General features: G+C 62.0%; 23 protein-coding genes. 4 read left to right on the forward strand and 19 right to left on the reverse strand.

Annotation, left to right across the window (positions count from 1 at the left end):
• Positions 1 to 253 precede the first annotated feature (253 nt).
• The 4 genes from P9250_RS14685 (at position 254) to P9250_RS14700 (ending at position 5379) form a co-directional block, all read left to right on the forward strand.
• The gene (locus tag P9250_RS14685; RefSeq protein WP_250466488.1) at positions 254 to 2614 is read left to right on the forward strand and encodes a polysaccharide biosynthesis tyrosine autokinase; all 2361 of its coding nucleotides are present in this window, start codon (positions 254 to 256) and stop codon (positions 2612 to 2614) included.
• A gap of 76 nt (positions 2615 to 2690) precedes the next feature.
• On the forward strand, positions 2691 to 4121 hold the full coding sequence (locus P9250_RS14690) for a hypothetical protein (protein WP_244829134.1): 1431 nt from the start codon (positions 2691 to 2693) through the stop codon (positions 4119 to 4121).
• A gap of 134 nt (positions 4122 to 4255) precedes the next feature.
• On the forward strand, positions 4256 to 4597 hold the full coding sequence (locus P9250_RS14695; RefSeq protein ID WP_244829133.1) for an FKBP-type peptidyl-prolyl cis-trans isomerase: 342 nt from the start codon (positions 4256 to 4258) through the stop codon (positions 4595 to 4597).
• 11 nt (positions 4598 to 4608) lie between these two features.
• Positions 4609 to 5379: an AraC family transcriptional regulator gene (locus P9250_RS14700; protein ID WP_310393717.1), complete on the forward strand. Its 771-nt coding sequence runs from the start codon at positions 4609 to 4611 to the stop codon at positions 5377 to 5379.
• A 66-nt stretch (positions 5380 to 5445) separates the two neighbouring features.
• Here P9250_RS14700 and purF read toward each other — a convergent pair whose 3' ends face one another.
• The 19 genes from purF to P9250_RS14795 all read right to left on the reverse strand — a co-directional run bounded on the left by purF (position 5446) and on the right by P9250_RS14795 (position 25285).
• A complete protein-coding gene (gene purF, locus P9250_RS14705) occupies positions 5446 to 6993 on the reverse strand; it encodes an amidophosphoribosyltransferase (RefSeq protein WP_244829131.1) in 1548 nt (515 codons plus the stop codon).
• Between the two features lie 117 nt (positions 6994 to 7110).
• On the reverse strand, positions 7111 to 7650 hold the full coding sequence (locus tag P9250_RS14710; RefSeq protein WP_309959305.1) for a CvpA family protein: 540 nt from the start codon (positions 7648 to 7650) through the stop codon (positions 7111 to 7113).
• A gap of 17 nt (positions 7651 to 7667) precedes the next feature.
• Positions 7668 to 8486 carry an SPOR domain-containing protein gene (locus tag P9250_RS14715; RefSeq protein WP_250509824.1) on the reverse strand — a complete coding sequence of 273 codons (819 nt, stop codon included), beginning with the start codon at positions 8484 to 8486 and terminating at the stop codon, positions 7668 to 7670.
• Between the two features lie 61 nt (positions 8487 to 8547).
• Positions 8548 to 9858, reverse strand: coding sequence for a bifunctional tetrahydrofolate synthase/dihydrofolate synthase (gene folC, locus P9250_RS14720; RefSeq protein WP_310393720.1), 1311 nt, complete (start codon positions 9856 to 9858; stop codon positions 8548 to 8550).
• A gap of 76 nt (positions 9859 to 9934) precedes the next feature.
• Positions 9935 to 10807, reverse strand: coding sequence for an acetyl-CoA carboxylase, carboxyltransferase subunit beta (gene accD, locus P9250_RS14725; RefSeq protein ID WP_244829127.1), 873 nt, complete (start codon positions 10805 to 10807; stop codon positions 9935 to 9937).
• A gap of 71 nt (positions 10808 to 10878) precedes the next feature.
• Positions 10879 to 11682 (reverse strand): tryptophan synthase subunit alpha, encoded by an 804-nt coding sequence (gene trpA, locus P9250_RS14730; RefSeq protein ID WP_250509822.1) that lies wholly within the window; start codon positions 11680 to 11682, stop codon positions 10879 to 10881.
• Positions 11683 to 11763: 81 nt separating this feature from the next.
• On the reverse strand, positions 11764 to 12618 hold the full coding sequence (locus tag P9250_RS14735) for a site-specific DNA-methyltransferase (RefSeq protein WP_310393723.1): 855 nt from the start codon (positions 12616 to 12618) through the stop codon (positions 11764 to 11766).
• 8 nt (positions 12619 to 12626) lie between these two features.
• Positions 12627 to 13820 (reverse strand): tryptophan synthase subunit beta, encoded by a 1194-nt coding sequence (gene trpB / locus P9250_RS14740; protein WP_310393725.1) that lies wholly within the window; start codon positions 13818 to 13820, stop codon positions 12627 to 12629.
• Positions 13821 to 13871: 51 nt separating this feature from the next.
• Positions 13872 to 14540 (reverse strand): phosphoribosylanthranilate isomerase, encoded by a 669-nt coding sequence (locus P9250_RS14745; RefSeq protein WP_310393727.1) that lies wholly within the window; start codon positions 14538 to 14540, stop codon positions 13872 to 13874.
• Positions 14537 to 15340 (reverse strand): tRNA pseudouridine(38-40) synthase TruA, encoded by an 804-nt coding sequence (gene truA / locus P9250_RS14750; protein ID WP_250466481.1) that lies wholly within the window; start codon positions 15338 to 15340, stop codon positions 14537 to 14539. The genes P9250_RS14745 and truA overlap by 4 nt, the downstream gene beginning before the upstream one ends.
• A 1-nt stretch (position 15341) precedes the next feature.
• Positions 15342 to 17405: a FimV/HubP family polar landmark protein gene (locus P9250_RS14755; protein ID WP_310393729.1), complete on the reverse strand. Its 2064-nt coding sequence runs from the start codon at positions 17403 to 17405 to the stop codon at positions 15342 to 15344.
• Positions 17406 to 17588: 183 nt separating this feature from the next.
• Entirely contained in the window at positions 17589 to 18710 is a 1122-nt protein-coding gene (gene asd / locus P9250_RS14760) for an aspartate-semialdehyde dehydrogenase (protein WP_310393731.1), read from the reverse strand.
• A gap of 376 nt (positions 18711 to 19086) precedes the next feature.
• Complete coding sequence (gene leuB / locus P9250_RS14765; protein ID WP_310393734.1) at positions 19087 to 20154, reverse strand: 3-isopropylmalate dehydrogenase; 1068 nt, start codon at positions 20152 to 20154, stop codon at positions 19087 to 19089.
• Positions 20155 to 20295: 141 nt separating this feature from the next.
• Complete coding sequence (leuD, locus tag P9250_RS14770) at positions 20296 to 20946, reverse strand: 3-isopropylmalate dehydratase small subunit (protein WP_310393736.1); 651 nt, start codon at positions 20944 to 20946, stop codon at positions 20296 to 20298.
• 71 nt (positions 20947 to 21017) lie between these two features.
• Positions 21018 to 21155 (reverse strand): entericidin A/B family lipoprotein, encoded by a 138-nt coding sequence (locus P9250_RS14775; protein ID WP_310393738.1) that lies wholly within the window; start codon positions 21153 to 21155, stop codon positions 21018 to 21020.
• A 9-nt stretch (positions 21156 to 21164) separates the two neighbouring features.
• On the reverse strand, positions 21165 to 22574 hold the full coding sequence (gene leuC, locus P9250_RS14780) for a 3-isopropylmalate dehydratase large subunit (protein ID WP_244829113.1): 1410 nt from the start codon (positions 22572 to 22574) through the stop codon (positions 21165 to 21167).
• Positions 22575 to 22821: 247 nt separating this feature from the next.
• On the reverse strand, positions 22822 to 24123 hold the full coding sequence (gene gltA / locus P9250_RS14785) for a citrate synthase (RefSeq protein ID WP_244829112.1): 1302 nt from the start codon (positions 24121 to 24123) through the stop codon (positions 22822 to 22824).
• Positions 24124 to 24270: 147 nt separating this feature from the next.
• Positions 24271 to 24567, reverse strand: a complete 297-nt coding sequence (locus P9250_RS14790) for a succinate dehydrogenase assembly factor 2 (protein WP_310393741.1) — start codon at positions 24565 to 24567, stop codon at positions 24271 to 24273.
• Between the two features lie 13 nt (positions 24568 to 24580).
• Complete coding sequence (locus P9250_RS14795; protein ID WP_244829110.1) at positions 24581 to 25285, reverse strand: succinate dehydrogenase iron-sulfur subunit; 705 nt, start codon at positions 25283 to 25285, stop codon at positions 24581 to 24583.
• Between the last annotated feature and the right edge of the window lie 18 nt (positions 25286 to 25303).

Here is a 25303-nt window from a genome sequence, read left to right on the forward strand (position 1 = left end):
TCACGGCCGGAAGATGCCCCTTAGGATAATTTTTTTCTATTTATCTGCAAGTATCGTAGGGGTTTGCAAGATGCGCCGGGGCTGGCAAGGCCCGCGCTGACCGACGCCGCAGGCCCCAAGCATTCATGTTGCTGCGACTCACCGGCCGTACCGCCGGATTAAATAAAGCAAAGAGACGTACCGCGGCTTTAGCCGCCGGGGCATTCGTTTTTTCCAACGCCCTGACAACTACGTTCTAACTATCGAATTGAGGATGGCGCCTTTGAACACGCTCTATGTCAACTCCGGATCTTCGCGCTCAGGCAAGGACGACGGTGAATTCACCGCGAGCGATATGCTCAAACTGCTTCGCGACCATATCGGCATGCTGATGCTGTTCATCGCGGGCGCGGCCTTGCTCGCCACGGCTTATGCGTTTCTCGCCAAGCCGATCTACTCCGCCGACGTCATCATCCGCGTCGATCCGCCAGATCCAAACGCGCTCGGCATCACGCCGCAGAATCAGCAGCAGATGCAGCAGCAGGCGCAGACCGTCAATCAGATCGCGCCCGCCGAGATCTCGGTGATGCAAAGCCGTTCCGTGCTGGAACCGGTCGTCAAGCAATTTCACTTCGACATCAAAGCGAAGCCGCGTACGCTGCCGGTCCTCGGGCAGATCGCCGACCTGTTCGCCAAGCGCGGTCAACTTTCGCCCGCATGGCTCGGCCTCGATTCGTATGGCTGGGGCGGCGAGGAACTGAACATCGGCCGGCTCGACGTGCCTGCATCGCTCGAAGATTCGAAGCTCGATTTCGTGCTGCTCGACAAGAACCAGTACGAACTGCGCGACGAAGACGGCGACGTGCTCGTGCGTGGCACCGTTGGCCGTCCGGCAGCTGCGAATGGCGTGTCGATGCTCGTGGACAGTGTGGTGGGCCATCCCGGCGTGCACTTCGACGTGATCCGCTACAACACGCTCGACGCCATCGCGCTCATGCTCAAGACGATGAAGGTGACCGAGTCAGCGAAGGACACGGGCATCGTGCAGATTTCGTTCAATGCGGACGACCCCGAACTCACGGCCAATGTCGCGAACGCGCTCGGTCAGGCGTACATGTCGGCGGCAGTCGCGAGCCGTCAGGCCAACGACACCAAGACGCTCGAGTTCATTCGCGGCGAGTTGCCGCGTCTCGAAGCCGACCTGAAGACGGCCGAGGGCAATCTCAGCGCGTTCCGTTCGAAGTCGCAGTCGGTGCAGCCGGTCAATGAGGCGCAAGCGTATTTGCAAGGCAGTATCACGTCGATGCAACAGCTCGCCATGCTGCAACTGCAACGCACGCAGGCCTTGCAGCGCTTCCAGCCCGACAGCCCGCAAGTGAAGAACCTAGATCAGCAGATCGCCCAATTCGAAGCGACCAACAAGCAGATCCAGTCGCGCTTCGACAGCATGCCCGCGTCGGAACGTCAAAGCGCCGAACTCACGCGCGATGCACGCGTGGCCGAAACCATCTACCTCGGCATGATGAACAAGGCCGAGGAGCTGTCGGTGCGTCGTGCGAGCACGAGCGGCGGCGCGCATATTCTCGACAACGCGCTGCGTCCGCATCGCCCGGTGAAGCCGAACAAGATGCTCGTGATTCTCGCGGGTACGGGTCTTGGCTTCTTCGTCGGCACGTTCTTCATCTTCCTGCGCCGTCACGCCATGATCGGCGTGACCGACCCGATGTTCGTCGAACGCCGTCTGTCGGTGCCGGTGCTGGGCGAGGTACTGTTCAGCCGCCAGCAACTCGTGCTCGATCACGAGATCGCGGTGTCGCCGGTCGGACGCGCGCTCGGCTTCTCGGGCACGCAACAAAACGGCGCCGCGCCCAAGGCCCTGCCGCACTACGACCAGGCGCAACACGATGCCATGACCATGCCGCATGTGGACGAACGCGACGAAGACGCTCGCGTGCTTGCCTCGCGCTTCCCGCACGATCCGGCTGTCGAAGCGCTACGCGCCGTGCGTACCGAGTTGTATCGCGATCTCGTCAATGCGCCGAACAACATCGTCATGTTGACCGGCCCGATTCCGTCGGCAGGCAAGAGCTTCGTCGCGGCCAACCTCGCCGTGCTGCTCGCGGAAATCGGCCTGAAAGTGTTGCTGATCGACGCCGACATGCGCCGTGGCCATATCGCATCGTTCTTCAAGCAGTCGAACCCTGGCGGCCTCGCGGAAGTGCTGAAGGGCGATATCGGCATCACGGATGCGCTGCGTTACGTCGGCGTACCCGGCCTGTCGTTCATGTCGTGCGGCGGCTATCCGCAGAATCCGTCCGAATTGCTGATGATGCCGCGTTTCCGCGACATGCTTGCGCGCATGAGCGACCAGTTCGACCTCGTGCTCGTCGATACCCCGCCGTTCCTCGCCGTCACGGATGCCGCGATCGTCGCAAGCGACGCGGGCTCCACGGTGCTGGTGTTGCGCTCGGGCATTCAGACCGAGGAAGAGATCGAGGAGACCGTGAAGAAGGTGCAGCGCGCGGGCGGCAGACTCGTGGGTTCGGTCTTCAACGCAATTCCGCGCCGGCGCAGCAACCGTCGCAGTTATGGCTATGCCGCGGCATACACCAGTTCGTTCAAGCCGGTGAATTAAGCTTGGCCCACTAAAAGAGCGATTACGCAACGCCGCGTGTCTCACGCGGCGTTGCGCGTTGAAGAGCCCCCGACCGATGAAAGAAAAACTCGCGCTGACAGACCGCTTCTACCAGATATGGGCCTTCGCGATGCCCGTGACGTCGTTCCTCGTGATGCCGAGCATCCAGGGCACGACGATCGGCTATCTGATGTGCTTTCTTTCGGTGCCGCTCGTGCTGCTCTTCGGCGGCAAGGCGCGCAAGAACTGGATGCACTTCCTGATCGCGGCCGTGGTCGTATGGCTTTTGATGTTCTGCACCTCGCAGCTTGCGGACGTCATGGCGCCTTTCGATCCCGACTTCAGCAAGGTCGCGATGGTCGACGACACCGACCTCGTCACGTTCATCCTGCGCAAGAGCATGTTCACGCAGTCGATCTACGTCGCGGCGGTGGTGCTCTACGCATCCTACGTCTACTACTTCTACAAGCCGACATGGGACCAGTGGATTCTCGTGGCCGTGACGCTCTTCGCGCTCTACGGCATGTACGAAGTGGTCTACTTCGTCGCGACTGGACAGCCGGGCGACTTCATCTCGAACCGTGCATTTGGCGATCAGTTCGGCAAGGGTATCGTGCGTTCGGACGGCACCGTGAACGGCAGCTCGTTCCAGCAGATCGACATCAAGGGCTTCCCCATTCAGCGGCTGAAGGCGCTGACCGGCGAGCCTTCCATGTACGCAATGTCCATCTTCCCTTTCTGGGTGTATTTCAACGCGACCTCGCGCGTACGCTGGCCGGTGTGGGTCATCGGCATTTCGCTCATCATGAGTACGTCGTCGACGGTGCTGATCGGCTATGCGGTTTATGCGCTGATTCGCATGCGCAAGCTCGGCATCAACCCGATCAAGGCGTTGATCGCGCTCGCGGTGGTGTGCGTGATCGCCTATCTCGCGCAGGACTATATCGCCGATCTGTTCCAGCAGATGGTGATGGACAAGCTCGAAGGCAAGAACGAATCGGGCTCGGACCGTTCGATGCTGGTCCTGAATTCCGTGCAGATGTGGCTTGGCGCGACGCCGATGAATCAGTTGTTCGGCATCGGCTTCGGCTACATACGCTCGACCGATTTGTTCTCCACGTTGCTCGTGAACACGGGAGTGGTCGGTCTCGTCGGCATCAGCGCGCTCATGCTGTATCCCGCGTTCAAGCTCGACTGGGACGCGCGCGGCATGGCGCTGCGTCAATGCTGCGTGGGCACCTGGCTGATGATGATGGTCTCCGTGCCCGAGTTCGCCTATCTCGCACCGTGGACTTTCGTCGCGATGGCTTACGTGCGAGTGCGCGCGCTCAAGCAGGCCAGGCAGCAGTCGCATGACCGCGACGCCGCCGTCGTCATCGATCAGACGCCTATCGGCACCGACTTCGGTACGAACGCTAAACCGCATTCGGGTCCGCGTGTCGGCTCGCCCGTGGGACCGCGTCCCGCTATCGGCAGCCGCATGAATCCGCGCGGACGTCATCCCTGAAAGCGCCTCGGTGACCCTTCGGGCAGTGCGCGCACTGCCCTCCCGCTTGCCTGCGACGTTCTACAATGGTGGTTTCGACCACCGGACCATGACATGACGAACGTGCGCATGGCCGGGCAACCAGGGAGCACAACATGGCGCAAGTCACGACCGATTCCGGCCTCAAATACGAAGACATCGCTGTTGGCGAAGGCGCCGAAGCCGTCGCGGGCAAGACGGTGAGCGTGCACTACACGGGCTGGCTGACCGACGGACAGAAGTTCGATTCGAGCAAGGACCGCAACGACCCGTTCGCCTTCGTGCTGGGCGGCGGCATGGTCATCAAGGGCTGGGACGAAGGCGTGCAAGGCATGAAAGTGGGCGGCACGCGCCGTCTCACCATCCCGCCGCAACTCGGCTACGGCGCGCGTGGCGCGGGCGGCGTCATTCCGCCGAACGCCACGCTCGTGTTCGAAGTGGAACTGCTCGACGTCTGAATGTCGACGCCATGAACGCGCCAGTCCATCGTCCAGGCATTTCGCTGCGCCGCTATGAATCGGTGCAGGCGACGGACGAGCACGACTTCCATCAGATCGTGCTCGGCTTCGACGGCGCAATGGGCATGGCGGTGGACGGGCGCGAGTCGCATATCGACCGGCATCGAGCGTGGATCATTCCGGCTCACGCGCGGCATGAATACTGGGCCGAGGGCGTGAATCGCCAACTCGTGCTCGATCTTCCGGCAACGTCGGTGGCGGTGCCCGAGCGCTTTTTCGAACGCGCTCGCACTGTCGATCTCGATTCCGCGATGACGCAGCTCGTCGCCGATATCGCGCTGAATGCAGGCATTCACGATGGCCGCTTCGCCTGGCAAGCCGCCGCGCATCTGTGCGGCGCGTTGATGGCCGACGCGGGCGCATCCGTCGTGGCCGAAGCGCGTGGCCTCGACTTCGCGCACATCGACCGATGGCTGCGGCTGCATTTGTCGGAGCCGCTGCGCATTGCCGATCTCGCCGCACACTGCGGCTTCGGCATGCGGCGCTTTCATCAGCTATTCAGCGAGGCGTTTGGCGAGACGCCGCATCGCTATCTGCATCGCTTGCGGCTCGATACCGCGCTTGCGTTGCTTGCCGATCCGCGCGCCGCGTTGTCGGACATTGCGCTCGATGTCGGTTTCGCCGATCAAAGCGCGTTCACGCATGCGTTCTCGAAGCGCTTCGGCATAGCGCCTGGTCTCTGGCGCAATGGCCTGAGAGCGCCTGATCCGCGTCAGCATTGAAGACGTAAAAAAGCCCGCCGGTCATCGACCAGGCGGGCTTTCTTCATGCCTCAACCAGCTATCGGATCATTCCACCGACAGTTGCAGATGCAATTGCGAGCGCGCGACGTCGCCCTCTTGCACGTCGCTCGCATTGTCGCGATCCGACTGCGATTGCGGCGCAAGACGCGCCGATTCGATCCGGTCGAGATACTCGGTCGTGATGTCGCCGGTGATGTAGTTGCCGTCGAAGCACGAAGCCTCGAACTCCTGCAACTCAGGGTTGATGTCACGGATCGCGCTTTTAAGGTCGGCCACGTCCTGATAGACGAGATAATCCGCGCCGATCATGCGCGCGACTTCTTCGTCGCTGCGGCCGTGCGCCACGAGTTCACCGCGCGTGGGCATGTCGATGCCATACACGTTAGGGAATTTAACCGGCGGCGCGGCGGACGCGAAGATCACCTTGTTTGCGCCGGCGTCACGCGCCATCTGCACGATTTCATGCGAGGTCGTGCCGCGCACGATTGAGTCGTCGACGATCAGCACGTTCTTGCCTTTGAACTCGATGGCCATGGCATTGAGTTTCTGGCGCACCGACTTCTTACGCACCGCCTGGCCCGGCATGATGAAGGTGCGGCCCACGTAGCGATTCTTGAAGAAGCCTTCGCGATACTCCACGCCGAGCTTCGCGGCCACTTGCATGGCGGCGGGACGCGAGGAATCGGGAATGGGCATGACCACGTCGATAGGCACGTCCGGCAGCACGCGCTTGATCTTCTCGGCAAGATAGTCGCCCATACGCAGACGCGCGTTGTAGACGGGCACGCCATCGAGGCACGAATCCGGACGCGCGAGATACACGAGTTCGAAGATGCAGGGGTTGAGTGTCGGCTTTTCGGCGCATTGATGACTGTGGAGGTTGCCTTCCGCGTCGATGAAAATGGCTTCGCCCGGCTCGACATCGCGCACGAACTCGAAGCCCACGCCTTCCACCGCCACCGATTCCGACGCCACCATCCATTCCACGCCCGTCGCGGTTTCCAGCTTGCCGAGCACGAGCGGACGGATGCCGAACGGATCGCGGAACGCGACGAGCCCGTAACCCGCGATCAGCGAGACGATCGCGTAAGAACCCTTCACCCGCCGATGCACGCCCGCAACCGCCTTCCAGAGCGCGGCGGCGTCGAGTTGCAAGCCCGAACTCGCGAGCTGCAGTTCATGCGCGAAGACGTTGAGAAGGACTTCCGTGTCCGACGCCGTGTTGATGTGCCGGCGATCGATGCGGAACATCTCGTCCTTCAACTGCGTCCAGTTGGTCAGATTGCCGTTGTGCGCGAGGATGATCCCGAACGGCGCGTTCACGTAGAACGGTTGCGCTTCTTCCTCGCTCGATGCGGAACCCGCCGTCGGATAACGCACTTGCCCGATGCCGACCGTACCCGGCAGGCTGCGCATGTTGCGCGTGCGGAACACGTCGCGCACCATGCCATTGGCTTTGTGCATGTGGAAGTTGTTGCCGTTCGCCGTGGCGATGCCCGCTGCGTCCTGGCCGCGATGCTGCAGAAGCAGCAAGCTGTCATAGATCAGCTGATTGACGGGACTTTGGGAAACTACACCTACGATGCCGCACATGGCATGGTCCTTCAAAGAGTCGAAACGGGGTCGACGGGGTCGATAGGCGGTGCCGGTCCGCACCGCCTGTTCGCAGGCGGGCGCCGTATCGCGTCCCTCATGTAGCCAGCCGTTCGTCTATTGTGCGACGTTTCGCGCCGCGTCGCCGGCATCGGGGGCCGGGGCGACACGCACATACGCGGCAAGCGTAGCGGGGAGCAGCGGTTTCAGTTCACGCACGCCTTGCTCGGCCATGGGCGCGAGCAGCGCATTGCGCCAAAAATCTTTCTGCGGCAGTTCGGTCAAGCCCGCCAGGGCGACCAGGATGACTACCAATATCGCCCCTCTGGCGAGGCCGAACAGCAAACCCAGCGAGCGGTCGACACCGCGCAGGCCGGTGACTTCGGTGATGCGCGTCAGGAGCGCGGACAGCACGCTCGACAGAAGCAGCACGGCCGCCACCACCAGCAGGAACGCCACGAGCCATTGCGTCAATGCACCGCCCGGCCACGTGGACGGTATGTACGGCACGACGACGCTGACGAAGCGCCCTGCAATCAAGATAGCCGCCACCCAGCCGACGAGACCGAACGCTTCGGCCAGAAAGCCGCGCCACATGCCGCGCAAGGCTGACAGACCGATCACGACGAGCACGGCATAGTCGAAACTGGTGAACATCGAGCTTCTGGTTCGCCTCAGTTCGCTGGCCGCTTGCCACCGGCAAGTCCGGCTTGCCGCACCTTCTGAAGCGCCGCCGATGCCGCCGTGCGATCCGCAAACGGTCCTGCGCGCAACAGAGCGCGCGTGGAGCCGTCCGTTTGCTTGCGATGTTCGAGATATGCGGGCACACCGGCCGCTTTCAACTTGTTGACCCAGTTTTGCGCGGCGGTTTCGTCGTCGAAGGTGCCGATTTGCAGCACGAAGCGGCTACCGGCCGGTGACGAAGGCGAGCTCGGTGCGTTGGCGGCGGTATTGGCTTCTTCAGCGGGCGCGACCGGCTGCGGCTTGGCCGCCTGAGTTTTTGCGGGTTGGCTCGCGGGTGCCGGGGACTTTGCTTCCGGTTTGACCTGCGCCTGTTGCTGAACTGGCGCCGGCGCTTGCGCGTCGGGCTGCGCTACGCCCGCCGCCACGCCGTTCGATGTCGCCGCAGGGCCGTCATGCGCGACGCCGGCTTGCGTGTCGGCATCGGTGGCTTCGCGCGATTGCTTCACGGCAGGCGCGGGGCGGCTTGGAATATCGATGGAGATATCGTCGGTGACGGGCTTCGGGCGTGAGTCCAACACCATGGGCAGAACGATGACCGCGGCCAGCACGAGCGCGATTGCGCCGACCAGCCTGCGCCGGGCACGCTGCTTTTCGGGCAGCGTGGGGTCGAGCATCATCGCGTCGGCGTCGGTGCGCTCGGGGCGGCGCGTGCGGCGTTCCGTGCGGACGGTATGACGCGTGCCGCGCGGTGAGTCGGAATATGCGTCGCGACCGGAGTCGTCTTTCTTGCCGAACGAGAAAAGTCCCATGTATGGCTTGGTGCGAGAAGCTTGGTGCGGGGGTTTGCCTTGCGGCTGACCGCCAACCGTCTCAGTGATGCTGCGATTTCCGGTATGCCATGACGCCGGCAACCGTGTAGAAACTGCCGAAAACCAAAATTCTATCATTTTCGGACGCACGACTTAACGCATCTCGAAATGCTTCGGCCGGTGTGTCGAATTGTGAAACGCTGCTGTCGGGGCCTTCGTTGACACCGGCATCGCGCAAAACCTTGGCCAGGCGGCCGGTCGACGCGGCGCGCGGAGTAGGCAACGCGCTCACGTTCCAGTGATCGACCTCGCCCTTGAGCTGATTGACGATGCCTTCGATGTCCTTGTCGCCCATTGCGCCGAACACCGCGTAGGTGTACGGAAAGTAGCCCATGTTGCCGAGATTCTGACCGAGCACGGCGGCGGCGTGCGGATTGTGCGCGACATCCAAAATGATCTGCGGTTTGCCCGGCAGCACCTGAAAGCGTCCCGGCAACTCGACGTTCGCCAAGCCCAGCCGGATATCCTGCGCAGACACGGCCAGACGGTCGCGCAGCGCTTCGAGCGCCGCCAGCGCGGCCGACGTATTGATGAGCTGATTCGCGCCCCTCAACGCCGGGTAAGCCAGCGCGGAACGCCGTTGTGCGCGTCCGATGTAGCTCCACTGCTGGCGCTCGTTGCCCGGCTGCGCTTCGTAGCGAAAATCGCGGCCCACAAGCCACAAATCCGCGCCGATCGCCTCGGCGTGATCGATCAAGCTTTGCGGCGGCGTCGGGTCGCCGCAAATCGCGGGCTTGCCCGAGCGGAAAATGCCCGCCTTCTCGAAGCCGATTTTCTCGCGCGTATCGCCGAGGTAATCCGTGTGATCGATGTCGATACTCGTGATCACCGCGCAGTCCGTATCGACGATATTGACCGCGTCCAGCCGCCCGCCGAGCCCGACTTCGAGCACCACGGCGTCTAGTGTGCGCGAGGCGAAGAGATGCAGGATCGCGAGCGTCGTGAATTCGAAATAAGTCAGCGAGACCGGCTCGGCGAGACTCGCGCGCGCTTTTTCCACGGCCTCGAAATGCTGCAGCAACTCGGCGTCACTTGCCTCGACGCCATCGACGCGCGCCCGCTCGTTGAACGAAAGCAGATGCGGCGACGTGTGACAGCCCACGCGATAACCCGCGCGCAGCAAAATGGTTTCGATGATCGCGCACGTCGAGCCCTTGCCATTCGTGCCGCCGACGGTGATGACCGGGCAGGCGAAGGAAAGCCCGAGCGCTTCCTTCACGCGACCGATGCGCGCGAGACCCATGTCGATACCGACCGGATGCGCCGCTTCGAGATGAGCGAGCCAGGCGTCGAGGGTGGGGAAAGTGTTCATTTTCGAGATCGGGAAACAAAAGCGCCGCGCGGAACCTCGCGGGTTCACGCGCGGCGCGGCGCTGCATTCGAAGCCGTCAGGCGACGGCGTCGGCGGGCTGTCGGGTCATCAATGCCATCAACTGGGCAATTTCCTCGCGCATCTTGCGGCGATCCACGATCATGTCGACGGCGCCCTTCGTCATCAGGAACTCGGCGCGCTGGAAGCCTTCCGGCAGCTTTTCACGCACCGTCTGCTCGATCACGCGCGGACCCGCGAAGCCGATGAGCGCTTTCGGCTCGGCAATCACCACATCGCCCAGAAACGCGAAGCTCGCGGACACGCCACCCATGGTCGGGTCAGTGAGCACCGAGATGAACGGCAGCTTTGCCTCGGCCAGCTTGGTGAGGAGCGCAGTGGTTTTGGCCATTTGCATGAGCGAAAGCAGGCTTTCCTGCATGCGCGCGCCGCCCGAAGCCGTAAAGCAGATGAACGGTACGTTCTGTTCGAGCGCATTGCGCGCGCCGCGCACGAAACGTTCGCCGACCACCGAACCCATCGAGCCGCCCATGAACGAGAACTCGAAGCACGCCACGACGCACGGTATGGTGTGGATTGCGCCGCCCATGACGACCATGGCGTCGGTTTCGTCGGTGTCTTCCATCGCCTCTTTCAGGCGGTCCGGATACTTGCGGCTGTCCTTGAACTTGAGGGCGTCGACCGGCAAGACTTCCTGGCCGATTTCATAGCGGCCTTCCGGATCGAGCAGACGATCGAGCCGCTCGCGCGCGCCGATTCGCATGTGGTGGCTGCACTTCGGGCACACATGCAGATTCGCCTCCACGTCGTTGCGGTACAGCACCGCCTCGCACGCCGGACACTTCACCCACAGGCCTTCGGGAATGCCCTTGCGGCTTTTGGGATCGGTCTGTTTGATCTTGGGCGGCAACAATTTGTCGAGCCAGCTCATCGAATTTCCTTCAGTGTTCAGACGGTCGCGGCGCCGCGCCGAGGGAATCCGGCGCGGCCGCGACTGCGTTTTTACTTGGCGGCGTCGAGCGCCGCTCTGATTTCCGCGATGAATGTCGTAAGCGACGCCGCGGCAGTATCCGGCGGCGCCTCTTCGAGCAACTGCACGAGCCGGCTGCCGATGACCACGGCATCCGCGATCTCAGCCACCGCGCGGGCAGTTTGCGCGTCGCGGATGCCGAAACCCACGCCCACCGGCAGCGGCACATGCGACTTGATGGCCGGGATTTTACTCGCGATGCTGGAAACGTCCAGATTTGCCGCGCCGGTCACGCCTTTCAGCGAGACGTAATAGACATAGCCGCTCGCAATCTTCCCGACCGCCGCGATACGTTCGTCGGTCGAAGTCGGCGCCAGCAGGAAGATGGGATCGATGCCGGCCGCGCGCATTTTCGTGCCGAATTCCTCGGCTTCCTCGGGCGGGTAATCGACCACCAGCACGCCGTCGACGCCCGCTTCATTCGCTGCCGCCGCGAAAGCGTCCGCGCCCATGCGTTCGATTGGATTGGCGTAGCCCATCAGGACGACCGGCGTTTTGTCGTTGGTCTGGCGAAAACGCGCGACATCGGCAAGCACGCGTTTGAGCGTCACGCCGCGCGCCAGTGCGCGTTCCGACGAGCGCTGAATGACGGGACCGTCGGCCATCGGGTCCGAAAACGGCACGCCCAGTTCGATGACGTCCGCGCCGCCTTTCGCCAGCGCGTGCATGAACTCGACGGTCTGTTCAGGGTTCGGGTCGCCCGCCGTGATGAACGGAATCAGCCCCTTCTTGCCTTCGGCGGCGAGTGCCGCAAATGTAGTTTTGATGCGTGACATGAGAAATTTCTCGCAGTCGTATTCGTGGGCGTCAGACGTCGTTGTCTCGGCATCTGACGCGTTTCAGCGACGAAAATGGCGCTATCGGGCAGCTTCCGGTACGAGACTGACGCTAGGTGCGCGCAAAACCTGCAATCGATCCTCGCGTCCCTGCGCCGTGCGCTGTTCAGCGATCGCACAGTAGTTCGCGTTTATCTCGTATCCGGTGAAGAGCCGTCCGTGACGCGCGCAGGCAACACCCGTGGTGCCGCTGCCCATGAATGGATCAAGCACGCGGCCGCCCGGCGGGCAACTGGCAAGCACCATCCGTTCGATGATCTCCAGCGGCTTTTGTGTCGGATGATCGACCCGTTCCGCATGCTGCCGGTGCAAACGCGACACCGACCACACGTCTTTCGGGTTGTAGCCCATCTCCAGCCACTTGCTGCCTTCGAAAATCTTGCGCGAACGCGCCTTTTTCGTCACTGCGTCGTAAGGAATGCGCACTGGATCGAGATCGAAGTAATAGTCCTTCGATACCGCGAAATAGCCGATGTTGTCATGCACCGACGAGAATTTTCGCGTCGTTCCGCCCATGCTCGGTACACGCCGGTCCCAGACGATCTCGTTGACCATCATCAGGCGGCGCTTGAGAAACACGAACAGCTCTGGCGAATACTGCCAGGTGCAAAAGATATACATCGAACCGCTTCGCTTGAGCTTTGGCAAGGCCAGTTCAAGCCAGCCGTACGTCCATTCAAGGAAGGCGTCGCCGGACCGCATGTCCGAGTCGTTCCCGTAGTCCTTGCCCAAACCATAGGGCGGGTCCGCGACGATCAAGTCGATCGACGCGTCGGGAATGGTTGCGGCATCGGCCAGGAAATCGCGATTGCGGATATCGATGTCGGCGCCCGTGAGCGCGCCGACGGACAACGGTTCGTCGATGACAGTGCGCATCCGGCCGCTCAGAACTGAATGCCCGATCGCTCGGCGACCGTGTGCATGTCCTTGTCGCCCCGGCCCGACAGGTTGACGAGCAGCACCTTGTCGCGCGGCAGCGTCTTCGCGAGCTTCGCGCCATACGCCAGCGCGTGACTCGACTCGAGCGCCGGGATGATGCCTTCGATGCGGCAGCAGTCGTGGAAGGCCTTGAGCGCTTCCTCATCCGTGATGCCGACATACTCGGCCCGTCCCGCGTCCTTCAGCCATGCGTGCTCGGGACCGACGCCTGGATAGTCGAGACCCGCCGAAACCGAATGCGTCTCGATGATCTGGCCGTTGTCGTCCTGCAGAAGATAGGTGCGATTGCCGTGCAAAACGCCGGGACTACCGCCCATGAGCGAGGCTGCGTGACGGCCGGTGTCCATTCCGTCGCCAGCTGCCTCGACGCCAATCAGACGCACGCCCTTGTCGTCGATATAGGGATAAAAGATGCCCATCGCGTTTGATCCACCGCCTACGCACGCTATCACCGCGTCCGGCTGACGACCGGCCATTTCGGGCATTTGCACCTTGCATTCGTCGCCGATCACACGCTGGAAGTCGCGCACCATCATTGGATAAGGATGCGGGCCCGCCACCGTGCCGATAATGTAGAACGTGCTCTCGACGTTCGTCACCCAGTCGCGCATGGCTTCGTTGAGCGCGTCTTTCAGCGTCTTCGAGCCCGATTCGACCGGTACGACCGTCGCGCCCAGCAGCTTCATCCGATACACGTTCGCAGCCTGACGCCGCACGTCCTCGACGCCCATGTACACCACGCATTCCATGCCGAAGCGGGCGGCAATGGTGGCGGTTGCAACACCGTGCTGACCTGCGCCCGTCTCGGCGATCACACGCTTCTTGCCCATCTGGCGCGCAAGCAGCGCCTGGCCGATCACATTGTTGACCTTGTGCGCGCCGGTGTGATTCAAGTCCTCGCGCTTCAAATAAAGCTGCGCGCCGCCAAGCATTTCGCTCCAGCGCTTTGCGTGATAAATCGGGGAAGGGCGACCCACATAATGCTTCAGTTCGTAGTGATACTCCGCCTGGAACTTGAGATCTTGCTGAGCGGCTTCATACGCGACGCGCAATTCATCGAGCGCGTGGATGAGCGTTTCAGACACGAAAATGCCGCCATAATGGCCGAAATGGCCTCTTTCGTCTGGTAAGTTGTACATTACGTCACTCTTCGGTGGTGAAGTGCCATTGCGGCGAATTCACGTTTTTATTCAGCTGGCATCCGCTTCGCGCACCGCGCGCACGAATGCCGCCATCCGGGCGGGATCTTTCACGCCCTTGGCGCCCGGCGTTTCGATGCCGCTTGAGACATCGACCGCGAACGGGCGCACGCGCCGGATGGCTTCACTGACGTTTTGCGTGTTCAACCCACCACTCAAAACGGCCCGATGCCCTAGATCTGTTGGGATAAGTGACCAATCGAATATCTTCCCGCCGCCGCCAAAGCCCTCGACGAGTGCGTCGAGAAGAATGCCGCCAGCATCTGCAAATTTAAGAGACGATTCTATCAAATCGCTCGTTGCAGCATCAGGCCCGATTCGCAATGCGCGCCAATAGGGCAAACCCGCAATTGCGGCCAACTCGAGGCATTGTTCGGGTGTCTCGTCGCCGTGAAACTGCAAAATAGAAAGAGGAACGTTCGACGTGACTTCTCTCACCCATTCCGGCGTCGCGTTGACGAACAAACCGACTGCCGACACAAGGGGCGGCACATGCCGAGCCAGTTCGACGGCTTGCGCGACGCTCACCGAACGCGGACTCGGTGGATAGAACACGAAGCCCACGGCGTCCGCGCCAAGCGCCACGGCGTGGCGCACGTCTTCGGCGCGGGAAAGTCCGCACAGCTTGATTCTTGTTCGATGAAGATCCCGTTCGCTCATTTCTCGTTCGCCCAGACGGCGCTCCACGGCATGCTTTCGATATGCGCAGGCGGCACCGCGAATTGCGCCGGATAACCGACTTCCGCCAGATATAGGCCGTCCGGCATGAAGGTCGGCGCGGCGATACGACGGTCGCGCGCGGCGAGTACGTCGGTCATCCACGAAACCGGATGTTTTCCCCGGCCAATGGCAACGAAGCATCCCATTAGATTGCGTACCATGTGATGCAAAAACGCGTTGGCGCGAAACCGGAAGTGCACGAAGTTGCCCTGCTCGCGTACATCGATCCGATACACATGCTTGACCGGCGTTTTCGACTGGCAATCCGCCGCGCGGAACGACGAAAAGTCGTGCTCGCCGATAAGACACGCCACCGATTCCCGCATCGCGCCGACATCCAGCGGCGTGTGCACCCAGCCAGCGCGTTTCGCGAGCATGGGTGAACGGACCGCATTGATGTACAGCACGTAATAGTAAGTGCGTTCGAATGCGCTGAAGCGGGCGTGGAAGTCGTCGGGCATCGGCTTCGCCCATTGCACCGCGATCGTTTCCGGCAAAAACGCATTCGTGCCGCGCACCCAGGAAAACTCGGTACGGTCGAGCTCCGTGTCGAAGTGCACGACTTGGCCCAGGCCGTGAACCCCGGTATCTGTCCGTCCGGCGACGACCGTCTGCAAACGAGTCTGCGCGAACTCCCCGAGCGCGCGCTCGAGTTCGTCCTGCACCGTGTTGCCATGCGGCTGAGATTGCCAGCCGGAAAACGCCGAGCCGTCGTACTGAACGCCTAATGCAATGCGCATTTCAGGAATGCGGCGCGAGCGTCGAAAGCAACGCGGCGGCTTGCGGACGCGTGGCTGAATCGTTCGAGGCGAGCACTTCCTGAAGCAACGTGCGCGCGCCCGACAAGTCGCCCAGTTCGATGTATTCGGTCGCTAGTTCGAGCTTGTTTCGCGCGATTGTCGCCAGTTGCGAAGGCGTCAGCGCCGGCAACGGTGCAGTCTGGCTCGCCGGCAGATTCAGGTCGAAGTCGAGGCTCAGCGGGCCGTACTGGGTGGCTCCGAGGCCGGCCACCGCCGCGGCGCCTGCAGTGCCGGCTTCGATCTGAGCGACGACGGATTCCCCTCGCGGCACGGGCGGCAAGTCCTCGTGAGCCGTCTGCGCGTGGGCCACCGGCTGCGGGATGAACGGCAACGGCGCCGCGTCAGCGGACTCACGGGGCGCGGCTTCAAGCGCCTGCGGCGGCGAACTCGCCAAATCATGAGGCGCGTTCAGCGTCAGTTCGAGACGCGGCGGCAGACCGAGTTCGAGCGAGTCGAGCGCCTGGATTGCTTCTTTTGGAAACTTGGGCATCGGGAAACGATGACCGGGCGATGGATCGTCGTCGAGTTCCGGCTCGGGCGGCACGTCGAGCGCTGCGTGCTCGATCTCGCGCTGTTCTGCCGCGCGCTGCTCGGCGGCTTCCTCGGCGGCCGCACGCGCCTGAGCTTCGCGCAGTTCGGCTTCGCGAGCGATGATTTCGCGCGCCGCCGCCTCGCGGGCCTGTTCCGCGTGCTCGGCGGCATCGCGCGCTTCGGCTTCGCGCAATTGCGTCTCGCGGGCGGACAGATCGCGGGCGAGCGCCTCGCGGGCCGCGAGCTCACGTGCGCGCGTCTCCCGTTCCTCGGCTTCCTGATGCGCAGCCTGTCGCGCGGCGGCTTCGCGCTCCTGTTCTTCCCATTTGCGCGCTTCGAGCGCGGCAGCCTGGCGTGCAGCGATTTCACGGGCATGCGTTTCGTGCGCGTCGGCGTCGTTCGATGATTCTTCGCGCGCGGATGGCACGAATTCCGCGTGCAAAGCGGCGGGCGTCGCGGGAACGAACGGCTCGGCTTGCGACGCCGGATTCCTGGCCGACGGCGTCATGCGCGCGACCGCGTCGTCATCGGACGGCGTGGGGAAAACTTGCGCCGCATCGTAATCCTCGATGCTCGCCGCCACCGCGTTCAGTTCCGACTGATCGTCGCGCTGAACCGCCTTGCCGTCGACGCTCGCCACGGCGATAGCAGCCAAACGCTCGCGCTCGCGTTGCTGACGCAGCTTTTCGTTACGCGCGGCGGCGTCTGCTTCCGCTTCTTCCATCGAGGAAAAGGTTCGCGGCGCGCGCGGGTCCGCTGCCGCTCTCGCCGCTTCGAGTTTGGCGCGATTACGCCTTCTGATATACCACTGGCCGAATATGACACTCAGCCCGACCAGCCCGCCGAGGAAAATCCTGGGGTCCGAAAGCGGCGACCCGGTCGCGGGCGCCGCAGCGGAAGTGGCGACCTCGGGCTTCGCTGGCGCCGTCGTGGTACTTGCCTCGGACGCCGGCGCAACGGCATTTGGCGCGCTCGCAACAAGCGCGGGATTCGAGGCTGCCTCGGGCGGCGCGGGCTCGCTCGCGGCGCCTTGAGTCGCTGACGCCGGTGCAACGCCAGTCGCAGATGCGCCCGCCGTTGCGTTTTCCTGCGGGACCGGCGCTGGCGTCGATGCGGACGCCGAGACCGGCGCGGACGCTCCGCCCGCATCCGTTGCCGGCACGTTCAACACCGAACCGAGCTTCAACCGATTGATGTCGTGCCCGGCGAACGCGTTCGGATTGGCTTCGAACAGGGCGCGCGCCATCTTTTCCTTGACGGCGCGTTCCTTGGAACCGGTGAGTTCGCCGGCGATATCGCTCAGCGACTGACCGGGCTTCACCGCGTACTGCTGCGTAGCGCCTGCTGCAACCTCGCTCGCCTGCGCGAAAGCCGCGCCCGGATGCGCGGCGAGCACCGCGGACGCGACAATGCCAGCCGCAGCGAACGCCGCGCGCGATGGCGTGTTGAAAGACCGGCCAGGTCGATGAATCATTGAAACTCCAGGGAACGGCGAAGGTTGAATCGAAACACTGCCATGACAAACGCGCGCGGGTGGATTTTTCGTCGAACGGTCACGCGGACACGTTCCATGACAAAACCGGCTGCACAAACGAAAAAGCGCCGCGATAAACGCGACGCTTCTCGTCAAGCCGCGCTCATAAGCGCGTAGTTTACTTTACTTGTCCAACAGAATGCGCAGCATGCGGCGCAGCGGCTCGGCAGCACCCCACAAGAGCTGGTCGCCGACCGTGAACGCGGACAGATATTCACCGCCCATGGCGAGCTTGCGCAGACGGCCAACCGGCACCGTAAGCGTGCCCGTAACGACTGCAGGCGACAGATCGCGGATGGATGCTTCGCGCTCGTTCGGCACGACCTTCACCCAGTCGTTCGCCGATGCCAGGATGCCGTGCACTTCGTCGAGCGGCACGTCCTTCGCGAGCTTGATGGTCAGCGCTTGCGAATGGCAGCGCATGGCGCCGATCCGCACGCAAAGCCCATCCACGGGAACCGAGCCCGGCTGACCCATTGCGGGCTTGCCGAGAATCTTGTTGGTTTCCGCGCCGCCCTTCCACTCTTCCTTCGACATGCCGTCGCCGAGATCCTTGTCGATCCACGGGATCAGCGAGCCTGCGAGCGGCACGCCGAAATTATCGACGGGCATGCGTTCGCCCTTCATTGCAGCCAGCACGCGACGGTCGATATCGAGGATGGCGGAAGACGGGTCGGCCAGGTCTTCCTTGGCCGCGCCGTAAAGCACACCCATTTGCTGCAGCAGTTCGCGCATGTTCTGCGCACCCGCGCCGGATGCGGCCTGATACGTCATGGCCGTCGTCCATTCGACGAGGTTTTCGCGGAACAGGCCGCCGAGCGCCATCAGCATGAGGCTGACCGTGCAATTGCCGCCGATGAAATCGCGCCCGCCCTTGACGAGCGAGTCCTTGATGACGTTCAGGTTGACCGGATCGAGAATGATGACCGCGTCGTCCTTCATGCGCAGCGCCGAGGCCGCGTCGATCCAATAACCTTTCCAGCCCGCCGCGCGCAGCTTCGGATACACCTCGTTGGTGTAGTCGCCGCCCTGACACGTGATGATGGCGTCGCATTTCTTCAGGTCGTCGATGCTCGTCGCGTCTTTGAGCTTAGTCTCGTTCTTGGCGAACGACGGCGCGTTGCCGCCCGCATTGCTGGTGCTGAAAAACACCGGTTCGATCAGGTCGAAGTCGCCTTCCTGCTGCATGCGCTGCATCAGGACGCTGCCGACCATGCCGCGCCAACCAACGAGACCTACGTTCATGACTCACCCTTCCAGTGGTAGCTTCCCCGCATCCTTACCCGGCGTGGCCGCGCGGGGAAGACGCTCGGACACGAGGGACGATCAGCGAATCGTGATCGCTTTGATGGAGGTTTTCGTAATGCGCGTTTTGGCGACGCCAACAATGGCGTGACCGCGCGTGCTGATGGCGAGACCCGTCGCGCTGACTTTTGAGCCGCGTCCGATGGATTCCAAAGAGAATTGAGAGTTCTTCGCCATAGCAAAACAGTCTACACGATAACCGGGCTATTTCGTGAATCACGAACCGAATCGCCGCGAATCGTGCCGTAAAACGGGTAAAAATAGGATAAACGTCACGATCGGCTGCATTTGTCGCAACAGCCGATCGCGAGTTTTTTTATAGCGCCTTGAGCACCGCGTCGCCCATTTCCTTCGTGCCGACGACTTTGCCGTCGGGCGTCGCGATATCGCCGGTGCGATAGCCCTGCTCCAGGACCTTCTTCACCGCGCTTTCGATACGGTCGGCTTGCTCCGTCTTGCCGAGCGAGTAGCGCAGCATCATCGCGGCCGAGAGAATGGTCGCAAGCGGATTGGCCACGCCCTTGCCCGCGATATCCGGCGCCGAACCATGCGACGGCTCGTACAAGCCCTTGTTGTTCTTGTCGAGCGACGCCGAAGGCAACATGCCGATGGAACCGGTGAGCATCGCGGCTTCGTCGGAGAGAATGTCGCCAAACATGTTGCCCGTCACGACCACGTCGAAAGCCTTGGGCGCCTTGACCAGCTGCATCGCCGCGTTATCGACATACATGTGCGACAGCTCGACGTCCGGATATTCCTTGGACACGTCGATCATGATGTCGCGCCAGAATTGCGATGTTTCGAGCACGTTCGCCTTGTCCACGCTCGTCAACTTCTTCTGACGCTTTTGCGCAGCTTGAAACGCGACATGCGCAATGCGCCGCACTTCCGGTTCCGCGTAACGCATGGTGTCGAAGCCTTCCTGCGCGCCTTCGAACAAGCCGTCCGGCGCAGCACGCACGCCGCGTGGCTGACCAAAGTAGATGTCACCGTTCAGTTCACGCACGATCAGGATATTAAGCCCCGACACGATCTCGGCCTTCAGCGACGAAGCACCCGTCAATTGCGCATAGCAAATGGCCGGACGGAAGTTCGCGAACAGTTGCAGATGCTTGCGCAGACCGAGAATGGCTTGCTCCGGGCGCAACGCGCGTTCGAGCTTGTCATACTTCCAGTCGCCGACGGCGCCGAAAAGGATCGCGTCGGCGTCCTTGGCGAGTTGCAGCGTCGCATCCGGCAGCGGATGGCCCTTCGCCTCGTAACCCGCGCCGCCAACGGGCGCTTCTTCGAGTTCGAACTTCTCACCAAGCGCGTTCAGCACCTTGACCGCCTCGGCGGTGATTTCCGGACCGATCCCGTCGCCGGGGAGGACTGCAATCTTCATGTCTCGATTCCTTATTCACAGGACGCGCTCCGCGCTTGCGGAGCTTCCCGGTTTGGTTCGCGCCGTCGTGTCGGGTTTCTCGGACACGAACAACGTCACTAAAAGCGCGCCTGCATCTAAGCGCAGGCCGAATACAGGCTCTTATCCAACCAGCCGATTGTTCAGCCACGGCTGTTTCGTCAGCCGTTCCGTCTCGTACTGACGAATCTTGTCCGCGTGGCGCAGAGTCAGCGCGATATCGTCGAAGCCGTTCAGCAGACAGTACTTGCGAAAGCCCGGGACTTCGAAAGAATACTCGGTGCCGTCGCCCGTACGCACGACTTGCGCTTCGAGATCGACGGTCAGCGTAGAACCCACGAACGCGTTGGTCTCGTTGAACAGCTTGTCCACTTGCTGCTCCGTCAGCGCCACCGGCAGCAGCCCGTTCTTGAAGCAGTTGTTATAGAAAATGTCCGCGAAGCTCGGCGCAATGATCGCGCGAAAGCCGTATTGATCCAGCGCCCACGGCGCGTGTTCCCGCGAGCTGCCGCAGCCGAAGTTCTTGCGCGTGAGCAGAATCGACGCGCCCTGGTAACGCTGCTGATTCAGCACGAAATCCGGGTTCAGCGGGCGCTTGCTGTTGTCCTGTCCCGGCTGGCCGACATCGAGATAACGCCATTCGTCGAACGCGTTGGGACCGAAGCCGGTGCGCTTGATCGACTTCAGGAACTGCTTCGGAATGATCGCGTCGGTGTCGACGTTTTCGCGATCCAGCGGCGCCACGAGGCCGCTATGCACAATGAATTTTTCCATGACGCTTGAGCCCTTTGTCTGTTGCAGATCCGGCAATGCTTGGCGCGCCTTGCCGGATGAATGCGGCTCGCCTACTTAGCCGCGTTGCTGATCGAATTGCCCAGATGCTGCAAATCTTCGCCGAAACCGTGCATCGTGTTGCAGCCCGCGAGTGTCAGTATGAGCAGACAACCGGCGGCAACCACGAGCGAGAGTAGATTTCGCTTCATCGCACCGAGTCAGGCGAGCTTGCGAACGTCGACGAAGTGACCTTCGATTGCAGCGGCGGCCGCCATTGCCGGGCTCACCAGATGCGTGCGTCCGCCCGCGCCTTGACGCCCTTCGAAATTGCGGTTCGACGTCGATGCGCAGCGCTCGCCCGGATCGAGCCGGTCCGCGTTCATGGCGAGGCACATGGAGCATCCCGGCTCGCGCCATTCGAAGCCCGCGTTGGTGAAAATCTTGTCGAGCCCTTCCCGCTCGGCCTGCGCTTTCACGAGACCGGAGCCCGGCACGACCATCGCCAGACGAATGTTCGATGCCACGCGGCGGCCGAGCGTCTTCACCACATACGCGGCGGCGCGCAGGTCTTCAATACGCGCATTCGTGCACGAGCCGATGAAGATTTTGTCCGGCTTGATGGCCTCGATTGGCGTGTTCGGTTGCAGCGCCATGTAGTGCAGCGCGCGTTCCATGGCGTCGCGCTTGACCGGATCTTTTTCGCGCTCGGGATCGGGCACGCGGCCATCGACCGACGTGACCATTTCCGGCGACGTGCCCCACGTGACTTGCGGCACGATTTCGGCCGCATTGAGTTCGACCACGCGGTCGAACTGCGCGTCTGGGTCCGACTTGAACTGACGCCAGTACTCGACCGCCTGATTCCACTCGACGCCCTGCGGCGAGTACGGACGATCCTTGAGATAGTTGATCGTGGTGTCGTCGACGGCCACCATGCCGGCGCGCGCGCCCGCTTCGATCGCCATGTTGCAGACCGTCATGCGGCCTTCCATGGTGAGCGCGCGGATGGTCGAGCCGCCGAATTCCATGGCGTAACCGGTGCCGCCCGCCGTGCCGATCTTGCCGATGATCGCGAGCACGATGTCCTTCGCGGTGCAGCCGCGCGGCAATTGGCCTTCGACCTTGATGAGCAGGTTCTTGCTCTTCTTCTGCAAGAGCGTTTGCGTGGCGAGCACGTGCTCCACTTCCGAGGTGCCGATGCCGTGCGCGAGCGCGCCGAACGCGCCGTGCGTGGAGGTGTGCGAGTCGCCGCAGACGATGGTCATGCCCGGCAGCGTCGCGCCCTGTTCCGGCCCGATGATGTGCACGATGCCCTGACGCAGATCGTTCATCTTGAACTGAGTGATGCCGAAGCTATCGCAATTGGAGTCGAGCGTATCGACTTGCAGCTTCGACACGGGATCAGCAATGCCGTGGGAACGGTCGGTGGTCGGCACGTTGTGGTCGGACACGGCCAGGTTCGCGCTGATGCGCCACACCGGGCGCTCGGCCAGCTTAAGGCCTTCGAAGGCCTGCGGGCTCGTCACTTCGTGCAGCAGGTGACGGTCGATATAGAGGATCGACGTGCCGTCCTCTTCCGTGTGGATCACGTGTGTGTTCCACAGTTTGTCGTAGAGAGTCTGTGCCATGTGAGCGCTTTGGAGTGTGACTGCGGGGTTTTCAGTTTGACGACTTGTGAGTCGATTATGCCACTCTCAAGGAGCGCGTGGATAGTACTAGGCTACGGAAAAATCCATTAAAAACAGTGGGTTGGGTGGTGGGTTCGGTACCTGGATCAGCGATACCCGGATAGAAAGACGGACGAGGAAGAAGCCAAAAGCAAAAAGCCCCGGCAATCACTTGCCGGGGCTTTCATCCAACCTAACCTGCATGCGCTTAACGCTTGTCCAGCGCCTTTGCATCACGCGGCGTTTGACCAATGAACAACTGACGCGGACGGCCAATCTTTTGTTCCGGATCGGCGATCATCTCGTTCCATTGCGCGATCCAGCCAACCGTACGGGCCATTGCAAAGATACACGTGAACATGGACGTCGGAATGCCCAGCGCGCGCTGCACGATACCCGAGTAAAAGTCTACGTTCGGGTACAGCTTGCGCGACACGAAGTATTCGTCTTCCAGCGCGATCTTTTCCAGTTCCATCGCGAGCTTGAAGAGCGGGTCGTCATGCAGACCGAGCTCGTTCAGCACTTCGTGGCAGGTTTCGCGCATGAGCTTCGCGCGGGGATCGTAATTCTTGTAGACGCGGTGGCCGAAGCCCATCAGCTTCACGCCCGAGTTCTTGTCCTTCACCTGCTTGATGAACTCGGCGATGTTGTCGACCGAGCCGATTTCTTCCAGCATGTTCAGCGCGGCTTCGTTCGCGCCGCCGTGCGCCGGGCCCCACAGACACGCGATACCCGCTGCAATACACGCAAACGGATTGGCGCCCGACGAACCCGCGAGACGCACCGTCGAGGTCGACGCGTTTTGCTCGTGGTCCGCGTGCAGGATGAGGATACGGTCGAGCGCGCGCACCAGCACGTCGTTGACTTTGTACTCTTCGCAAGGGTTCGAAAACATCATGTACATGAAGTTCGCGCTATACGACAGATCGTTCTTCGGATAAACGAACGGTTGACCGATGCTGAACTTATAAGCCATGGCCACCAGCGTCGGCAGCTTGGCGATCATGCGGATGGCCGACACTTCGCGATGACGCGGGTCGTTGATATTCAGCGAGTCATGGTAGAACGCCGACAGCGCGCCGACTGCGGCGACGAGGACGGCCATGGGATGCGCGTCGCGACGGAAACCGCGGAAGAAGAAGTGCATTTGCTCATGCACCATCGTGTGGCGCGTGACCGTATCCACGAATTCCTGGTTCTGCGCGGCGGTCGGCAGTTCGCCCTTCAGCAGCAGATAGCAGGTTTCGAGGAAGTCGGCGTTCACCGCCAGTTCTTCGATCGGATATCCGCGATAGAGCAGTTCGCCCTTGTCGCCGTCGATATACGTGATCGCGGAATTGCACGCTGCCGTCGACATGAAGCCCGGGTCATACGTGAACTTGCCGGTCTGACCGTACAACTTGCGAATGTCGATCACGTCCGGGCCCATGGTGCCCTTGTAGATCGGCATTTCGACGCTCGGCGAGTTGTCGCTGAACGATAGCGTGGCTTTAACATCTGACGGGGTCATAGCACATCCTCAATCGAAGTATGGATACAGGTTCTCGATAATTTGCACGACGGAAGCTGCGCGGCACAAACTGTACTGTGGGCCTCTTGCGGCCTTAATTCGTTTATTTCGGCTTATTGTGCAGAACTCCGTGGATTCCTGCTGAAATCACACGGTACGCAGCATACCTAGCAGACGGATTACATCGGGCGTCGCAAGCTCGCCTTCGGGCTCGGTGCGCGCCAGCAACAAATCCATCAGTTCGTTGTCGCTCAGCTCCAGCACACGGGTCAACGCGAACACGTCGGCGTCACTGAGGTCATGCTCATATCGGCTGAAAAAACGCTCGAAGATCAGATCGTTTTCCAGCAGGCCGCGCCGCGCACGCCAGCGAAGACGCGCGCGACGAAGGGGGTCGGACTGATGCGGACCGTCGTCCGCGGTATTGCTTGAATTGTCGACCATCTCTTAGCCCATCTCAGACAGCGCGGCGCACCATCAATTCCTTGATCTTGCCGATCGCCTTGGTCGGGTTGAGCCCCTTCGGGCACACGTCGACGCAATTCATGATCGTGTGGCAACGGAACAGACGATACGGATCTTCCAGGTTGTCCAGACGCTCGCCGGTCGCTTCATCCCGGCTATCCGCAATGAAGCGATACGCCTGCAGCAAGCCCGCCGGTCCGACGAACTTGTCCGGATTCCACCAGAAGCTCGGGCACGACGTCGAGCAACTCGCGCACAGAATGCACTCGTACAGCCCGTCGAGCTCGTCGCGTTCGACCGGCGACTGCAGACGCTCTTTTTCCGGCGGCGGCGTGTCGTTGATCAGATACGGCTTGATCGAATGATACTGATTAAAAAATTGCGTGAAGTCGCAAATCAGATCGCGCACCACCGGTAAGCCCGGCAGCGGACGCAGCACAATGCGCTGCGGCAGATCGTTCATGTTCTGCAAACACGCGAGACCGTTCTTGCCGTTGATGTTCATCGCGTCCGAGCCGCACACGCCTTCGCGGCACGAACGGCGAAACGACAGCGTCTCGTCGACCGACTTCAGCTTGAGCAGTGCATCGAGCAGCATGCGTTCGTGCGAGTCGATCTCCAGCTCGTAGGTCTGCATGCGCGGGGCTGCGTCCTTGTCCGGATCGTAGCGATAGACTTCGAAGATTCTCTTTGCCATTTCGATTTTCCCTTGTGC

The organism is Caballeronia sp. LP006 (assembly GCF_031450995.1).
GTDB lineage: Bacteria > Pseudomonadota > Gammaproteobacteria > Burkholderiales > Burkholderiaceae > Caballeronia.

Bases quoted from the DNA above. Each gene is read 5' to 3' on its own strand.
- P9250_RS14685 (WP_250466488.1), top strand. From the start codon at position 254: ATGGCGCCTTTGAACACGCTCTATGTCAACTCCGGATCTTCGCGCTCA.
- P9250_RS14690 (WP_244829134.1), top strand. From the start codon at position 2,691: ATGAAAGAAAAACTCGCGCTGACAGACCGCTTCTACCAGATATGGGCC.
- P9250_RS14695 (WP_244829133.1), top strand. From the start codon at position 4,256: ATGGCGCAAGTCACGACCGATTCCGGCCTCAAATACGAAGACATCGCT.
- P9250_RS14700 (WP_310393717.1), top strand. From the start codon at position 4,609: ATGAACGCGCCAGTCCATCGTCCAGGCATTTCGCTGCGCCGCTATGAA.
- purF (WP_244829131.1), bottom strand. From the start codon at position 6,993: ATGTGCGGCATCGTAGGTGTAGTTTCCCAAAGTCCCGTCAATCAGCTG.
- P9250_RS14710 (WP_309959305.1), bottom strand. From the start codon at position 7,650: ATGTTCACCAGTTTCGACTATGCCGTGCTCGTCGTGATCGGTCTGTCA.
- P9250_RS14715 (WP_250509824.1), bottom strand. From the start codon at position 8,486: ATGGGACTTTTCTCGTTCGGCAAGAAAGACGACTCCGGTCGCGACGCA.
- folC (WP_310393720.1), bottom strand. From the start codon at position 9,858: ATGAACACTTTCCCCACCCTCGACGCCTGGCTCGCTCATCTCGAAGCG.
- accD (WP_244829127.1), bottom strand. From the start codon at position 10,807: ATGAGCTGGCTCGACAAATTGTTGCCGCCCAAGATCAAACAGACCGAT.
- trpA (WP_250509822.1), bottom strand. From the start codon at position 11,682: ATGTCACGCATCAAAACTACATTTGCGGCACTCGCCGCCGAAGGCAAG.
- P9250_RS14735 (WP_310393723.1), bottom strand. From the start codon at position 12,618: ATGCGCACTGTCATCGACGAACCGTTGTCCGTCGGCGCGCTCACGGGC.
- trpB (WP_310393725.1), bottom strand. From the start codon at position 13,820: ATGTACAACTTACCAGACGAAAGAGGCCATTTCGGCCATTATGGCGGC.
- P9250_RS14745 (WP_310393727.1), bottom strand. From the start codon at position 14,540: ATGAGCGAACGGGATCTTCATCGAACAAGAATCAAGCTGTGCGGACTT.
- truA (WP_250466481.1), bottom strand. From the start codon at position 15,340: ATGCGCATTGCATTAGGCGTTCAGTACGACGGCTCGGCGTTTTCCGGC.
- P9250_RS14755 (WP_310393729.1), bottom strand. From the start codon at position 17,405: ATGATTCATCGACCTGGCCGGTCTTTCAACACGCCATCGCGCGCGGCG.
- asd (WP_310393731.1), bottom strand. From the start codon at position 18,710: ATGAACGTAGGTCTCGTTGGTTGGCGCGGCATGGTCGGCAGCGTCCTG.
- leuB (WP_310393734.1), bottom strand. From the start codon at position 20,154: ATGAAGATTGCAGTCCTCCCCGGCGACGGGATCGGTCCGGAAATCACC.
- leuD (WP_310393736.1), bottom strand. From the start codon at position 20,946: ATGGAAAAATTCATTGTGCATAGCGGCCTCGTGGCGCCGCTGGATCGC.
- P9250_RS14775 (WP_310393738.1), bottom strand. From the start codon at position 21,155: ATGAAGCGAAATCTACTCTCGCTCGTGGTTGCCGCCGGTTGTCTGCTC.
- leuC (WP_244829113.1), bottom strand. From the start codon at position 22,574: ATGGCACAGACTCTCTACGACAAACTGTGGAACACACACGTGATCCAC.
- gltA (WP_244829112.1), bottom strand. From the start codon at position 24,123: ATGACCCCGTCAGATGTTAAAGCCACGCTATCGTTCAGCGACAACTCG.
- P9250_RS14790 (WP_310393741.1), bottom strand. From the start codon at position 24,567: ATGGTCGACAATTCAAGCAATACCGCGGACGACGGTCCGCATCAGTCC.
- P9250_RS14795 (WP_244829110.1), bottom strand. From the start codon at position 25,285: ATGGCAAAGAGAATCTTCGAAGTCTATCGCTACGATCCGGACAAGGAC.